The organism is Streptomyces sp. NPDC031225, assembly GCF_055570355.1.
The window spans coordinates 551,744-565,986 of record NZ_JBVIHJ010000001.1 but is presented as its reverse complement, the minus strand read 5'-3'; the positions used below and the strand labels follow the sequence as shown (position 1 = coordinate 565,986).

General features: G+C 71.2%; 13 protein-coding genes. 9 read left to right on the top strand and 4 right to left on the bottom strand.

The window, feature by feature from the left end:
• The first annotated feature begins 44 nt into the window (after nucleotides 1-44).
• Entirely contained in the window at nucleotides 45-260 is a 216-nt protein-coding gene (locus ACZ48Z_RS02600; RefSeq protein ID WP_468733939.1) for an I78 family peptidase inhibitor, read from the top strand.
• A 99-nt stretch (nucleotides 261-359) separates the two neighbouring features.
• Here ACZ48Z_RS02600 and ACZ48Z_RS02595 read toward each other — a convergent pair whose 3' ends face one another.
• Nucleotides 360-1,391 carry a phosphatase PAP2 family protein gene (locus tag ACZ48Z_RS02595; RefSeq protein WP_468733938.1) on the bottom strand — a complete coding sequence of 344 codons (1,032 nt, stop codon included), beginning with the start codon at nucleotides 1,389-1,391 and terminating at the stop codon, nucleotides 360-362.
• Nucleotides 1,392-1,628: 237 nt separating this feature from the next.
• Nucleotides 1,629-2,786, bottom strand: coding sequence for a mannosyltransferase family protein (locus ACZ48Z_RS02590; protein WP_468733937.1), 1,158 nt, complete (start codon nucleotides 2,784-2,786; stop codon nucleotides 1,629-1,631).
• A gap of 261 nt (nucleotides 2,787-3,047) precedes the next feature.
• On the opposite strand from ACZ48Z_RS02590, the gene ACZ48Z_RS02585 reads away from it, so the two are divergent.
• A complete protein-coding gene (locus tag ACZ48Z_RS02585; RefSeq protein WP_468733936.1) occupies nucleotides 3,048-4,667 on the top strand; it encodes an MFS transporter in 1,620 nt (539 codons plus the stop codon).
• 112 nt (nucleotides 4,668-4,779) lie between these two features.
• Nucleotides 4,780-5,952 (top strand): acyl-CoA dehydrogenase family protein, encoded by a 1,173-nt coding sequence (locus ACZ48Z_RS02580; protein ID WP_468733935.1) that lies wholly within the window; start codon nucleotides 4,780-4,782, stop codon nucleotides 5,950-5,952.
• 36 nt (nucleotides 5,953-5,988) lie between these two features.
• Here the strand turns inward: ACZ48Z_RS02580 and ACZ48Z_RS02575 are convergent, their stop codons facing one another.
• Nucleotides 5,989-6,432 (bottom strand): cell division protein SepF, encoded by a 444-nt coding sequence (locus ACZ48Z_RS02575; RefSeq protein WP_389098325.1) that lies wholly within the window; start codon nucleotides 6,430-6,432, stop codon nucleotides 5,989-5,991.
• Nucleotides 6,433-6,721: 289 nt separating this feature from the next.
• On the opposite strand from ACZ48Z_RS02575, the gene ACZ48Z_RS02570 reads away from it, so the two are divergent.
• The gene (locus ACZ48Z_RS02570; protein ID WP_468733934.1) at nucleotides 6,722-7,801 is read left to right on the top strand and encodes a DUF5685 family protein; all 1,080 of its coding nucleotides are present in this window, start codon (nucleotides 6,722-6,724) and stop codon (nucleotides 7,799-7,801) included.
• On the opposite strand, the gene ACZ48Z_RS02565 is transcribed toward ACZ48Z_RS02570, so the two are convergent.
• Nucleotides 7,802-8,737 carry an ABC transporter substrate-binding protein gene (locus ACZ48Z_RS02565; protein ID WP_468733933.1) on the bottom strand — a complete coding sequence of 312 codons (936 nt, stop codon included), beginning with the start codon at nucleotides 8,735-8,737 and terminating at the stop codon, nucleotides 7,802-7,804. It abuts the gene before it with no gap.
• 386 nt (nucleotides 8,738-9,123) lie between these two features.
• Here ACZ48Z_RS02565 and ACZ48Z_RS02560 point away from each other — a divergent pair, with 386 nt between their 5' ends.
• From ACZ48Z_RS02560 to ACZ48Z_RS02540, 5 genes are all read left to right on the top strand, one after another.
• Nucleotides 9,124-9,981 carry an amino acid ABC transporter permease gene (locus ACZ48Z_RS02560; RefSeq protein ID WP_468733932.1) on the top strand — a complete coding sequence of 286 codons (858 nt, stop codon included), beginning with the start codon at nucleotides 9,124-9,126 and terminating at the stop codon, nucleotides 9,979-9,981.
• Nucleotides 9,978-11,735, top strand: coding sequence for an FAD/NAD(P)-binding protein (locus ACZ48Z_RS02555; protein ID WP_468733931.1), 1,758 nt, complete (start codon nucleotides 9,978-9,980; stop codon nucleotides 11,733-11,735). Before ACZ48Z_RS02560 ends, ACZ48Z_RS02555 begins: the two co-directional genes overlap by 4 nt.
• A gap of 46 nt (nucleotides 11,736-11,781) precedes the next feature.
• Nucleotides 11,782-12,543, top strand: coding sequence for an amino acid ABC transporter ATP-binding protein (locus ACZ48Z_RS02550; RefSeq protein WP_468733930.1), 762 nt, complete (start codon nucleotides 11,782-11,784; stop codon nucleotides 12,541-12,543).
• On the top strand, nucleotides 12,543-13,631 hold the full coding sequence (locus ACZ48Z_RS02545) for an LLM class flavin-dependent oxidoreductase (protein ID WP_468733929.1): 1,089 nt from the start codon (nucleotides 12,543-12,545) through the stop codon (nucleotides 13,629-13,631). Before ACZ48Z_RS02550 ends, ACZ48Z_RS02545 begins: the two co-directional genes overlap by 1 nt.
• Before the next feature lie 112 nt (nucleotides 13,632-13,743).
• Nucleotides 13,744-14,097, top strand: coding sequence for a DUF1684 domain-containing protein (locus ACZ48Z_RS02540; protein ID WP_468733928.1), 354 nt, complete (start codon nucleotides 13,744-13,746; stop codon nucleotides 14,095-14,097).
• Nucleotides 14,098-14,243 lie beyond the last annotated feature (146 nt).

Here is a 14,243-nt window from a genome sequence, read left to right as displayed (position 1 = left end):
GACCCGTACTTCCCCCGTCGCCGGGCAGGGCCTAGCGTGGCGCCATGGCACCCATTCCCGCACCGTCCGCCGAACCCGCCGACAGCCCGGACACGTACGTCGGTCTCGACTCCGCCTCCGCCGAGCGGCTCGCCCGTGAGCGGGGCTGGTCGACCGTCCGGTCGTTGCCGCCGGGCGCGATCATCACGATGGAGTACCGCGCGGGCAGGCTGAACTTCGAGGTGAAGGACGGCCGCGTCGCCCGGGCCTGGAAGGGCTGAGAGCCGCTGTACGACGACGAAGGCCCCGGTTCCCTGTGAGGGAGCCGGGGCCTTCGCGCGGGGTGGTGGTGCGTACCGGCCCCGCTGGTCCGAAGCGGTTCAGCCGCCTGTCACCGGCCGGGTGGCCGGGGAGGGCGTACCGCGCACGACGCGGTCCGCCTGTGGCGGGCGGCGGCTGCCGACCGGGGTGACCGGGGTGCGCTCCGAGCGGCTGGTGTGCGGGCCCTGCGCCAGATACGCCGGTGACCTGGTGACATGCGCCGGAGTGGTGGCCTCGCGGGCCGCCGTCTCGTTCTGCGGGGCCGTGAGGGGCTTGAGCCGGGCGGGCGCGGGCGCCGCGACGGGGGTGACCGGAGCCGGGGCCTTCACGCCGCCGCGGGCCCGCCAGCGGTCGCGCAGATCGAAGGCGTAGGCCTCGGTGCGGGCGATCAACGGCTCGAACCAGGGCAGTGCGAGCAGGATCAGCAGACCCGCCACCCAGCCCAGCACGACATCGCTCAGCCAGTGCGTACCGAGGTAGACGGTGGCCATGCCCACGCCCAGCGAGGTCACCGCGGAGATCGCGGAAAGCCAGCGGCGGGCCGCCGGGGTCGAGGCCAGATACGCCAGGATTCCCCAGGTCACCACGGCGTTGGCGGTGTGGCCGCTGGGAAATATATCGCCGCCCAGACCCATCTCGTTCGAGCCGATGACGGTCGCGTAGTGCGGTCCGAGCCTTCCCATGCCGTACTTGGCGGCGCCGACCGTGATGTTCAGCAGCAGCAGGGACGCGCCCAGGGTCAGCAGGGGGCGCAGGGTGTGCTGCCGCCAGGAACGCCAGCCCAGCCAGGCCGCGACCATCACCGCGGTGGGGCCGCGCTGGCCCAGCACCACGTAGTAGTCGACGAACCAGTGGATCGAGGCCCACTGCTGGTAGGGCCGGAAGAACATGACCTGCCAGTCGAGGCGGACCAGCCACGAGGTGGTCACCACCAGCCACACGATGGTCAGGTAGAAGGCCAGGCCGGCAAGCGCCAGGACGGTCCGGTGCCGGCTCGGCCTGGGCACGCTGAGGTGAGCCGGCCGCTCCCGCTCACGGTCCAGCCTGGCGAACACCCGGTCCAGACGGGTGGGGTCTCGTTCGGTACGCACTCAATCGACGTTACAGCGAGTGAGTGCAGTTCCCTGTCGAATCAACGGCTTTGTGATGACGATGTGATGTGGGATTCCTCTCAGGCGGGCGTTTATTTCCAGTGATTCCGCAAAGGTGGGCGGCTGCGTCCTTCAATTCCTTTGATCATTCCGGGTTCGGTTTTATGGCCCTTATGAATTCGTTCACCGAATCATGGGGCGGAATTCTCCCGGCGCTCATCGATGTCCCGCGGCCGGTCAGGGCGGACCGGAGCCGTTCAGCCAGAACGCGCCGTACAGGGCGGACGCGCCGGCGATCGCCGCCACGACCGCGGCTGACCTGGGCGTACGCAAGCGGGACAGCGCCAGGGCGAGGGGGAGCAACAGGGGGAAGGCGGGCATCAGCAGGCGCGGTTTCGAGCCGAAGTAGCTCGACGCGCACAGGGCGAGCGCCGTGACGACCCCCGCGTACACCAGGAGCGGCAGCGGCTGGCCCTGCCGCACGCAGACCACGTACAGCCACACCACCAGCCCGACCCCGACGATCAGTCCCGCCCCGGCCAGGGCCGACGGAAACGACGTGAACTTGTCGGCGACGAAACGCGCGAAGGCGTACCCGCCGTCGAACCCGTTGCGCCAGCCCGCCTGGACGTCGAGGTAGCCGAGCGGCCCTGCGCCGGTGCGGTGCCCGACCCACAGGACGTAGGCGGCGGTGCCGACGGGGGCCAGCGCCAGGCCGAGAGCGCGGCGCAAGGAGAGGGCGGAGGTGTCCTCGACGGCGTCCACCCGGTTCCGCACGAACGCTGCGATCCTCGCCGCCCACACCGCCGCGACCACCGCGATCCCCACCGGCCGGGTCAGACCGGCCAGGGAGGCCAGGGCACCCGCCGTCACCCAGCGGCCGGTCAGGACCGCGTACAGCGACCAGGCCGCCAGCGCGGTGAACAGCGACTCGCTGTACGCCATCGACTGGACGATCCCGACCGGCAGGACGGCCCACAGGAGGACCGCGCAGACGCCGGCCCTGCGGCCGTACACATGGTCCGTCACCGCGAAGACACCCCAGGCCGCGGCGAGCGAGGCGAGCAGGGAGACGGCGAACCCGGCGTCGGCGTACGACAGCGGGGTCAGCGCGGCCAACAGCCGTTCCAGCCAGGGCAGCAGCGGGAAGAACGCCAGGTTCGAGTGCACGTCCCCGTTGGGCAGCCGCACCTCGTAGCCGTAACCGAGTTCGGCGACCCGCGTGTACCAGAGCGCGTCCCAGCGGGCCGTCAGCAGTGTGTACGCGCTCTTGTCGCGGGCCGCGCTCCACACGGCCAGGGCGATCAGGCCCAGGGCCCGTACGGCCGCGTAGCCGAGCAGCGCCGGGGCGGCTCGGCGCAGGGCCGGTTCGGTGCGCGTTCCAAGATCGGTCACGGGCCCGATTATCGACCGCGCGCCGGACCGGCGTGTCCGCAGGGTCACGCAGAGGCGTGCGGGGAGTGGTGTACGCCACACGTGTTGAGTCCGGAGTGTGAGAGGTCCGCCACTGGGCCACCGTACGAACTCGCGTACGCTGACGTGTCACCCGCCGTTCGCTGCGCGGGCCGGAGACCCCGCTCCTCTCCGGCCGAGACCACGGGGAGTCCCCACCCCGTGCACCCGCCGAACGCGAGGGAACATCTGGGAGGTACGTGCATGTCCGGGACGACCACGGCCGCCGCAGCGCTGCGCCGTCGGGCGGCCGGGGCCGGCGCCAACCGCTGGGTCGTCCTCGTCGTCCTCTGTGTCAGCCTGCTCCTGGTCGCCCTCGACGCGACCGTGCTGCACGTGGCGGTCCCCGCCGTCACCGAGGACCTCAAGCCCGGCGCGATAGAGCTGCTCTGGATCGTCGACGTCTACCCCCTCGTCTGCGCCTCGCTGCTGATCCTCTTCGGCACGCTCGGCGACCGCGTCGGCCGCAGACGGGTCCTTCTCCTCGGCTACGGCCTCTTCGGCGTCGCCTCCGGTCTCGCCGCCTTCGCGGACAGCGCCGTGATGCTGATCCTCGCGCGGGCGCTGCTCGGCGTCGGCGGCGCGATGATCATGCCCGCGACCCTGTCGATCCTCCGCCAGGTCTTCCCTGACCGGCGGGAGCGGGCGCTCGCGATCGGCATCTGGAGCGCGGTCGCCGCGGTCGGCGCGGCGGTCGGGCCGCTGCTCGGCGGCTTCCTCCTGGAGCACTTCTGGTGGGGCTCGGTCTTCCTCATCAACATCCCGCTGATGCTGGTCAGTCTGCCGGTGGGCCGCCTGCTGCTGCCCGAGTCGAAGGGCGGCGCGAACGGGCCCTGGGACGTCGCCGGCGCACTGATGGCCGCCGCCGGACTGTTCGCCCTCGTCCTCGGAGTGAAGCGGCTCGGCGGCGCCGAGTTCGACGCCTTCACCGCGGTGCCGCTGATCGTCGGCGCGGTGCTGCTCGTCCTCTTCGTACGACGGCAGCGCCGGCTCACCCATCCCCTGGTGGACCTCGGGATGTTCGCCCGCCCGGCGTTCAGCACCTCGGTCTGCTGCATCGTGCTGGCGATGCTCGCGCTGGTCGGCCTCGAACTGATCGCGGCGCAGTACCTCCAGCTGGTCCTGGACCTCTCCCCGCTGCAGACCGGGCTGCGGCTGCTGCCGCTGACCATCGCGGCGATGGCCGCGGGGCTGGCCGGGGCGCGCCTGCTGCGGAGGTTCGGGCCGCGCCGGATGGTCAGCGTCGGGTTCTGCCTCACCGCCGTGGCCGTGCTGCTGCTCACCGCGATGGACGAGGCGGACAACACGGGGCTGCTGCTGGCCGGGTTCGTCCTGCTCGGGTTCGGTCTGGAGACGACGCTCTTCGGGGCGTACGAGTCGATGCTCAGCGAGGCACCGCCGGAGCAGGCGGGCGGGGCCGCCGCGATCGGCGAGACCTCCTACCAGCTGGGCGCGGGCATCGGCATCGCCCTGCTGGGCAGCGTCATGAACGCGGCCTACGCGCCCGGTCTCTCGGGCGTACCCGGGGTCCCGGAGTCGGCGTCGAGGTCGGCGGGGCACTCCCTGGGCGAGGCCTACGACGTCGCCGGACGCCTGGGCGGATCCCCGGGCGAGGCCCTGCGCCGGGCCGCCCGGGACTCCTTCGTGCACGGGCTGCACGTGACCTTGCTGGTGAGTGCGGGGTTGTTGCTGCTGGGCGCGGTGATGGCACTGCGGCTGCCGCGCACGATGCAGTGCGGTGAGTCCACGGCGGCGGTGGAGCTTCCGGCGCCCCGGGAGGTCGGGACGGCCGGCGAGGTCGCGCAGTCCCGTGTCTCGGCGTGAGCGGCGGTCTGGCTGTGCGGGACACTGCGCTGTACCGTCGGCCACGGAGTTTTAATTAGCGGTGCTAGTTTCGAGGCGCCGCCCGCTGGAGCCGTCTGCCGGAGGATGTGCCATGCCCCCGTTCGACCCCGCCGACCCGCTCGGCATCGACGACCTGCTGGACCCGGAGGACCTGGCGATCCGCGCGACCGTGCGGACCTGGGCCGCCGACCGCGTCCTGCCGTATGTCGCCGACTGGTACGAGAAGGGCGAGCTGCCCGGGATCAGGGAACTGGCCCGTGAACTGGGCGGAATCGGCGCCCTCGGCATGTCCCTGGACGGATACGGGTGCGCCGGCGCCTCCGCCGTGCAGTACGGACTCGCCTGTCTGGAGCTGGAGGCCGCCGACTCCGGGATCAGGTCCCTCGTCTCGGTCCAGGGCTCCCTCGCCATGTACGCCGTCCACCGGTTCGGCAGCGAGGACCAGAAGCAGACCTGGCTGCCGCGCATGGCCGCAGGCGAGGTCATCGGCTGCTTCGGGCTCACCGAACCCGACCACGGCTCCGACCCCGCCGGCATGCGGACGTACGCCAAGAAGGACGGCACGGACTGGGTCCTGAACGGGCGCAAGATGTGGATCACCAACGGGTCGGTCGCCGGGGTCGCCGTGGTGTGGGCGCAGACCGACGACGGGATCCGCGGGTTCGTCGTGCCGACCGGCACGCCTGGCTTCTCGGCGCCCGAGATCAAGCACAAGTGGTCCCTGCGGGCCAGCGTCACCAGTGAACTCGTCCTCGACGACGTACGCCTGCCCGCCGACGCGGTGCTGCCGGAGGTCGTCGGGCTCAAGGGGCCGCTGAGCTGTCTGTCGCACGCCCGGTACGGCATCGTCTGGGGTGCGATGGGGGCGGCGCGGTCGTGCTTCGAGACCGCTGTCGACTACGCGAAGACACGGGAGCAGTTCGGGCGGCCGATCGGCGGCTTCCAGCTCACCCAGGCCAAACTCGCCGACATGGCGGTCGAACTGCACAAGGGAATTCTGCTCGCCCACCATCTGGGGCGGCGCATGGACGCCGGCCGCCTGCGTCCCGAGCAGGTCAGCTTCGGCAAGCTGAACAACGTCCGTGAGGCCATCGAGATCTGCCGTACGTCACGGACGATCCTCGGTGCCAACGGGATCTCCCTCGAATACCCCGTCATGCGGCACGCGACGAACCTCGAGTCGGTGCTGACGTACGAGGGCACCGTCGAGATGCATCAGTTGGTGCTGGGCAAGGCACTCACCGGGTTGGACGCCTTCCGGTGAACCCTGCCTGGGGCAGGGCCGGCGAGCGGCCCTGCCTCAGCTCTGGTTGAAGAAGCCGTCCGTACGGTGCTGCGCGGGATCGCCGTTCACGATCTCGGTGTTGGCGGGGGTCAGCAGGAACACCCGGGTGGACACGCGCTCGATGGAACCGCGCAGTCCGAAGATCAGCCCGGCCGCGAAGTCGACGACCCGCTTGGCGTCGCCGGCCTCCATCGCGGTGAGGTTCACGATGACGGGGACACCGTCACGGAACAGTTCGCCGATGGCCCGCGCGTCCCGGAAGCTGTCCGGGGTCACGGTGCCGATCCGGCGGCCCTTCTCCTCGGCGACATCCGTGGCCACCTTGACCCGCGGGTCGGTGACCCAGGCATCCCCGGGCTGTTCGGTCCCTTCGGAGTATCCGTCGTCGTCGTAGTAACGCTCGTCATCGTTGTCGTCAACGAGGCCCAGCCAGGCACTCGCTTTGCGCACCGATCCCATGGACGCCTCCTCTCACAGCGGTCTTCTCTTGCTTCTGTTTCCCTATGGTCATCCATGATGCGGATCGCGCGCCAAGTGAATAGCCGCCGCGCGGGGGGTTTGTGACGGTACTGGTGCACAGCGAATCCGTCGAGAGCCCGGGTGCCCCAAGGGTCGCATCCCATACGGCTGCTGACTGTGAGTGAAATATGATTCTTCACGGCGTATGGGTGACGGACGGAGCGTACGGGTGAACGGGGGCCCGGTACGATGCCGCCGCCCAACACCGCACTGACCACGGGGGATCGTCATGTTCGGAATCGTCAGGCCCTGCAGCCATCGGCTCGGGGAAAGTCTCAGGAACCAGTGGATGGCCCATTTGTGCGGGCTGTGTCTCGCTCTGCGTAAGGACCACGGCCAGTTCGCACGGGTCGTGACGAACTACGACGGCTTGCTGATATCGGTTCTGACGGAGGCTCAGACCGGCGGCGAATCCGGCGGAAGGCGTACGGCGGGGCCGTGTCCGTTGCGGGGAATGCGGACCGCGTCCGTCGCACAGGGGGAGGGAGCGCGGCTCGCGGCGGCCGTCTCGCTGGTGCTGGCCTCGGCCAAGGTGCGGGACCACGTCGCCGACGGGGACGGGATGCTGGCGCGGCGGCCGGTGGCGGTCGCCGCGCGGAGGGTCGCCGAGGGGTGGGGGCGGGCCGGGGAACGGACCGGGCTCGACGTGGGGTTCGACACGGCCGTACTCGTCGACGCGGTGGACCGCCAGTTCGGCATCGAGGCGCTGGCCGGGCCCGGGACGCCGATCCTGACGGTCACCGAGCCCACCGAGACCGCGACGGCGGCCGCCTTCGCGCATACGGCCGTGCTGGCGGGGCGGCCGGGGAACGCCCCGGCGCTCGCCGAGGCCGGGCGGCTCTTCGGGCGGCTGGCCCATCTGCTGGACGCCGTGGAGGACAGAGCGGCCGACGCCGCGGCGGGAGCGTGGAACCCGCTCACCGCCACCGGGACGTCCCTGGAGGAGGCCCGCAGGCTCGCCGACGACGCCGTCCACGGGGTGCGGCTCGCGTTGCGGGAGGCCGAGTTCGCCGACCCGGCGCTGGCGCATGTGCTGCTGGTGCACGAGCTTCGTACCTCGGTGGAGCGGGCGTTCAGCGCGCCACCGGAGCCGCCGTCCCGGCGGGAGCGGCGGGGGCTGGTGGCGGGGTGCGCGGTGTGGGTGGGGCTCGCCTGTACCTGTCAGATGTGCTGCGGGACGTTCGAGGACCCCTGGAGCGGGCGGCGACGGGACGGGGCGTGCCGGGGCACCGACTGCGGGGACTGCTGCGAATGCTGCAGCTGTTGCGGGGACGGGTGTGATTGCTGCGATTGCGGGTGCGACTGCTGACTACAGCTCCGGCGGTGAGATCTCCGACTTCGTGATCGCCGAGCCCGTCGTGCCCCACTTCTTCAGGATTTTGGCGTAGGTGCCGTCCTGGATCAGGGAGTTGACCGCCGCCTGGAAGGCCGGCGTCAGTTTCGTGCCCTTCTTGAAGGCGAAGCCGACGTCCAGGCGGTGGTACTCGTTGAGGAACTTCACGCCCTGCTGGTGGGCCACCGCATAGCGGAGGCCGTTGATCGTGGACATCACGACGTCGCTGCGGCCCTGTTGGAGCGAGGACCAGATGGCGCCCTGCTCGTTGTAGGTCTGGACGTCGTACGCGTTCTTGCCGGCCTTGGTGCAGAGGGACTTGTTGTCCTCCAGCGTCGCCTCGAACGTCGTGCCCGCGCCGGTCGCCACGTTCAGTCCGCACAGCTGGGTCAGGTCGGTGACCTTGGTGAGTTTGCTGTCGTCACGGGTCGCGAAGCCCTGACCGTCGTTGATGTAGGTGACGAAGTCGATCGTTCTGCGGCGTTCGTCGGTCACGCCGAAGTTGCCGACGCCGAGGTCGTACTTGCCGCTGTCGAGGGCAGGCAGGATCGCCTCGAAGCTCGCCTGCTCGGTCTTCAGTCTGACGCCGAGCACCTTGGCGACCGCGTTCGCGAAGTCCACGTCCTGGCCGGCCAGGGTCTTGCCGTCGTCGAGGATCGAGGTGCCCGGCGGCTGCCCGGAGACGCTGACGGCGAGGGTCAGGCTCGTCGTTCCCGAGGGCAGGAGCTTGGCCGCGGCCCCGTCCTTCCTGATCGCGGAGACGACGTCCGTGGTGGGGATCGCGCCGGACGTGGCGGAGGCGGTCACGGTTTCGTCCGTGCCGGAGCCGCAGGCGGTCAGCAGCAGGGTCCCAGCGGTGATGACGGCAAAGGGGAGCATGAGCCTGTTTCGGGCAGGCGTGGGTGTGCGCATGGCGGGGCGGTCTCCTGAGAGCGTGCAGCGCTGGGTGAGGGGAGGCGCGTGTGAAGGCAGGAAAGGCGAAGGAGGAGAGAACGCGAAAGGGCGCCCTAGGGAATCAGGGCGCGCAGTGGGTCAGCTCAACAGGAAGAGGACCACACGCGACCGAGGTCGATGTGGGAGCGCTTGACCAGCCACTGCTGTGGATGCATGGGCCAAGTGGAACAGGCATCCGGTGGGGCGTCAACTGACTTGAGATGTAACGCTCACAGTATGGACAGCCTTGACAGGGCCGGGAAACGCACCCGTAGTCTCAAGGGGCGGCCCTGCTGAGGGGCTCGGCCGCACATGTGTGAAGGCACCCGCCCGAGTTCGACGACTCGATGTCACGGAGCCTGCGCATGTCCTCCGACACCCTTGCCAAAGCCCCCGCCGCACCGGACATACCGGAGCACGCGGATTCCCTTCGCATCGTCCCGCAGCGCCGCCCCGGCCAGTGGACGGCCGCTGTCGCCGTCCTCGTGCTGCTGGGCCTCGCCGTCACCTCCGTACTGCGCAACCGGGCGTTCCAGTGGGACGTCGTCGCGGACTACTTCACCTCGACCGCGGTGCTGCGCGGGCTGTGGCTCACGCTGTGGCTGACCGCGGTCGTGATGGTGCTCGGCTTCGTGCTGGGCGCGCTGCTCGCGGCGGCCCGGCTGTCCGCCAACCCGGTGCTCAGAAGCGTCAGTTGGGGATACGTCTGGCTGTTCCGGTCGATCCCGATCCTGGTGCAGCTGCTGCTCTGGTTCAACATCGGGGCGCTGTACCCGCAGATCCTCGGGGTCAGGACGGTGGACCTGCTCGGCCCGGTCACCGTCGCGATCATCGGTCTGACCCTGCACGAGGCCGCCTACGCCGCCGAGGTCGTCCGGGGCGGGATCCTGTCGGTCGACCCCGGACAGATCGAGGCCGCGCAGGCGCTCGGGCTGAGCCGGTGGCGGCGCTGGTGGCGGATCGTGCTGCCGCAGGCGATGCGTTCCATCGTGCCCCCGGCCGGGAACATGCTGATCGGCACCCTCAAGGGCACCTCCATCGTCAGCGTGATCGCCGTGCAGGACCTGCTCTACTCCGTGCAGCTCGTCTACCACCGCACCTACCAGGTCATCCCGCTGCTGATGGTCGCCACCGTCTGGTACACCGTCGTCACCTCGGTGCTCGGCGTCGGCCAGTACTACGTGGAGAAGCACTACGCCCGAGGCTCGGAGCGCACCCGATGAGGCGCTCTCTGGTGATCGTCGGGGCCGGGCCGCGGGGGACCGGTCTGATCGAGCGGCTGGCCGCCAACGCGCCCGAGCTGTACGACGGTCAGGGCCTGGACGTGCACCTGGTGGACCCGCATCCGCCCGGCGCCGGACGCATCTGGCGGGCGGCGCAGTCGCCGCTGCTGTGGATGAACTCGCACGCCGAGGACGTCACCATGTTCACCGACGAGACGGTGGACATGGCCGGACCCGTGCGCCCCGGCCCCACGCTGCACGAGTGGGCCGGCATCGACGGCCGCACCTTCGCGGACCGGCAGCTCCAGGGCGGGTATCTGCGCTGGGTGCACGAGCAGGCGGTGGCGGCTCTCCCGGACGGCGTCACCGTCCACCACCATCCGCACCGCGCCCTGCGTGTCAGCGGGCCGCGCGAGGGCCGACAGCAGGTCTGGCTGGAGGGCCGCGCGAGACCGCTCCTCGCCGACCTCGTCGTCCTCGCCCTGGGCCACCTCGACGCCGAACTCGACGGCGAGCAGACCGACTTGGCGGCCTACGCCCGCACCCACAACCTCGTCCACCTGCCACCCGACTTCACCGCCGACAGCGACCTGGCCGCGCTCGCGCCCGGCGAACCCGTCCTGGTCCGCGGCTTCGGGCTCGCCTTCGTCGACCTGATGGTGCTGCTCACCGAGGGCCGGGGCGGGCGGTACGAAGGAGACACCTACGTCCCGTCGGGGCGGGAGCCTGTGCTGTACGTCGGATCGCGGCGCGGAGTGCCGTACCACTCGAAGATCGGCTACGACTGGACCGGTGACCGGCCGCCGCTGCCCCGTTTCCTGGGGCCGGCCCAGATCGACGAACTGCGCGCCCGGCCAGGGGGCTTCGCCTTCGGGCGGGACGTGTGGCCGCTGATCGAGAAGGAACTCGGATTCGCCCACTACCACCGGCTGTTCACCGTGCATCCGGAGCGGACCGCGATGTCCTGGGCCGACTTCGAGGAGAAGTACGCCGCCATCGACGACCCCCTCGAACGGGAGACCCTGGCCGCCTCGGCCGTGCCCGAACCCGGTGACCGGCTCGACCTCGCCGCGCTCGACTGGCCGTTGCACAACGTGCGGTACGCGACGCACGAGGAGCTCCAGAAGGGGGTGCGGGAGTACGTCGAGGCCGACCTGAGGCGCAGTCACGACCCCGCTTACAGCCCGGACCTGGCCGTCTTCCTCGCACTGCTCTCCGTCTACGGGCAGCTGGTCCGGCTCGGGGACATCGGCCGACGGTGGCACGGCTTCTTCAGCTACCTCGCGTCCGGACCGCCCGGGCCCCGGCTGCGGCAGCTGCTCGCGCTGTCCCGGGCGGGGGTGGTCAGGTTCGTCGGGGCGGACATGGAGGTCCGCGCCGAGGACGGGCTGTTCCGGGCGTCGAGCCCCACGGTGCCCGGACACTCGGTCGAGGCGCGGGCGCTGGTCGAGGCCCGGCTCCCCGAGCCGACGGTCCGCCGGGCCCTCGACCCGCTGCTGCGCGAGCTGCACGCCGACGGGGCCGCCGAGAGCCCGGACGGACTGCTGCGCGTGGACCGCGCCGACGGACGCATCCTGGACCGGTCCGGCCTGCCGCACCCACGGCGCTTCGCCCTCGGCCCGCACACCGACGGACGGACACCCGGCGCCTTCACCCGGCCGCGCACGGGCGGCCCCGCCTTCCGGCAGAACGACGCGACCGCGCGGGCCGCGCTGCTGTTCCTCGGCGCGCTCACCGGCCATGCGGTCGCCTGAACCGCCCGGACAGCCCAAGTTGCCCGCACATGAGGGAAGTCAAGCGATGAGTGTCATGGTCGACATCAGGTCCGTCCACAAGAGCTTCGGCCCGCTGGAGGTGCTCAAGGGCATCGATCTCGCGGTACGCGCAGGCGAGGTCGCCGTGATCCTCGGTCCGTCCGGCTCCGGAAAGTCGACGCTGCTGCGCACCGTCAACCATCTGGAGAAGGTGGACAAGGGCGTGATCAGCGTGGACGGGGCACTGATCGGCTATCGGCGCTCCGGCGACAAGCTGTACGAACTACCCGAACGCGAGGTGCTCCGACAGCGCACGCGGATCGGCTTCGTCTTCCAGAACTTCCATTTGTTCCCGCATCTCACCGTGCTGGACAACGTCATCGAGGCTCCGGTGTCCGCGCTGAAACGGCCGCGGAAGGAGGCCGTCGAGGCGGCACGGCGGCTCCTGGACCGGGTGGGGCTCGCCGACAAGGCCGACGCCCGTCCGCGGCAGCTCTCCGGTGGACAGCAGCAACGGGTCGCCATCGCCCGGGCGTTGGCGCTGGAGCCCCGGCTGCTGCTGTTCGACGAACCGACCTCCGCGCTCGACCCCGAGCTCGTCGGCGAAGTCCTCGACGTCATCAAGGACCTGGCCGGACAGGGCACCACCATGATCGTCGTCACCCACGAGATCGGCTTCGCCCGCGAGGTCGCCGACACCGTCGTGTTCATGGACGACGGACGGATCGTCGAACAGGGCCCGCCCGCCGAGGTCCTGGACAACCCGCGGCACGAACGCACGCGGGCCTTTCTCTCGAAGGTGCTGTGATGCTGCATCTCGCCGCCGCTGTCGATCGGCCGACCGGCTACGACGCCGCCTCCTACGTCGACCTCGCACAGCTCGCGGAGCGCGGCGGGTTCGACTTCGTCACGCTGCACGACACCTTCGCCCGGCCCGGCCCCGACGCCCTCGCCGTGCTGTCGGGGGTCGCGCCCGCCACCAGACGGATAGGCCTGGTGCCCACCGTGACGACCACGCACACCGAGCCCCTCCACGCGCAGGCCACCGTCGCGAGCCTCGACCGGATCAGCCGGGGCCGGGCAGGCTGGCGGCTCGACGTGCCCACCACCGAGGACGAGGACCGCCTCGACAGCCGGCACCCGGCTCCGCTCGGCCTCGCGCGGGTGGGGGGACCACCGTCCCCGGCCGACGCGCTGCGGCGGGGGGCCGGTGAAGTCGCCGACGCGGCCGGGACGTCGTGGGACGGCCGGGTGGCCGGCGCCGGGCAGGGGGACGCGCCGACCGGCCGTCCTGTCGACCGGCACAAGCCGCACCCCGTCGGCTTCCCGGTCACGGCCTTGTCCGCCAGGGGCCCCTCGGCCGGGCCGCGGCCCCCGCAGGGCCACCCGGTCCGGGTGGTCGACGCCACCGACGCAGCCGCCCGGCAGACCGCCGCCCGGTATGCCGACGTGGTCCTGGTGGACGCCGTGAGCGCCGAGCAGACAGCCGCCGAACGAGACCAACTCCGTTCCCGGGCAGCCGGGTTCGGCCGCGACCCCGACGAACTGCGGGTCTTCGCGAGCCTGCTCGTCGACCTCGGCGGCGGCGAGCACGCGGCCGAACCGGGCCACGGCGGAGGCGGCCCCCGGCAGACCGCGCGAGGGCCGCTGTACCGGGGCGGCCCGGTCGACCTCGCGGAACTGATCGCCACCTGGCACGCCGAGGGAGTCGTCGACGGCTTCCACCTCACGCCCACCGAGCCGTTCCGAGACCTGGAACGACTCGTCAACGGCACGGTGGCGCTGCTCCAACACCGCGGCCTGTTCCGCACCTTCTATCCGGGCGGCACGCTCAGGGAACACCTGGGCCTCGCCAGGACAACCCACCAGTACGGCGTCGCCGGGGGAGGGGCATGAGCCGTCGGCGGGTCCGTCTCGCCGAGCGGTTTCCGGGCACCGGCCGCACCACCGCCGGGGCAGATCTGCGGTAGAGGTCCCGGATGGGGTTCGCGTCCGCCGAACGACATGTGTGTCACGCCGTACGACACACGGCGCGGCGGCGTTCGAAGGCGGCGGGCGGGAGCGGGCGCTCAATTCCGGGGTCCGGGACGGCGGTTCGCGGTGGGCTGTTTTCGGCGATCCGGCGAGCGGGGGCAGCGGCTGCCGATTCCGGTCCGTGGACCCGGCCTCGCCGGACGCGGGAGGCCGTACGACGGCCGGCTTCCACCGGGCGGTGCTGCCGCCGTGCGCCCGCGCCGACCACTTCTTCTGTCCGTTTCCCGGCGCCGGCCAACACCACGGGCGTCACCGTCCCGGTGGGGAGCGCACCCTGGCCCGGTGCGCGGCGGTTCCCTCCGGATCGCAAAGGTGTTTCAAAGATTGACGGCCGAAAGGCGCCCTTGCGCCTACCGTCCGTTCGGCCGAATACTCCCCCTCAGCGCTTGTCAGGGGCACAACGTGTTCGAAAACCGGACGTGCTCGCCCCAGACTGCGCCTCACGGGCCCCGACCCCACGCGGGCCCCCGACTT

Coding starts and splice junctions, on each gene's coding strand:
- ACZ48Z_RS02600 (WP_468733939.1), top strand. CDS start 45: ATGGCACCCATTCCCGCACCGTCCGCCGAACCCGCCGACAGCCCGGAC.
- ACZ48Z_RS02585 (WP_468733936.1), top strand. CDS start 3,048: ATGTCCGGGACGACCACGGCCGCCGCAGCGCTGCGCCGTCGGGCGGCC.
- ACZ48Z_RS02580 (WP_468733935.1), top strand. CDS start 4,780: ATGCCCCCGTTCGACCCCGCCGACCCGCTCGGCATCGACGACCTGCTG.
- ACZ48Z_RS02575 (WP_389098325.1), bottom strand. CDS start 6,432: ATGGGATCGGTGCGCAAAGCGAGTGCCTGGCTGGGCCTCGTTGACGAC.
- ACZ48Z_RS02570 (WP_468733934.1), top strand. CDS start 6,722: ATGTTCGGAATCGTCAGGCCCTGCAGCCATCGGCTCGGGGAAAGTCTC.
- ACZ48Z_RS02565 (WP_468733933.1), bottom strand. CDS start 8,737: ATGCGCACACCCACGCCTGCCCGAAACAGGCTCATGCTCCCCTTTGCC.
- ACZ48Z_RS02560 (WP_468733932.1), top strand. CDS start 9,124: ATGTCCTCCGACACCCTTGCCAAAGCCCCCGCCGCACCGGACATACCG.
- ACZ48Z_RS02555 (WP_468733931.1), top strand. CDS start 9,978: ATGAGGCGCTCTCTGGTGATCGTCGGGGCCGGGCCGCGGGGGACCGGT.
- ACZ48Z_RS02550 (WP_468733930.1), top strand. CDS start 11,782: ATGAGTGTCATGGTCGACATCAGGTCCGTCCACAAGAGCTTCGGCCCG.
- ACZ48Z_RS02545 (WP_468733929.1), top strand. CDS start 12,543: ATGCTGCATCTCGCCGCCGCTGTCGATCGGCCGACCGGCTACGACGCC.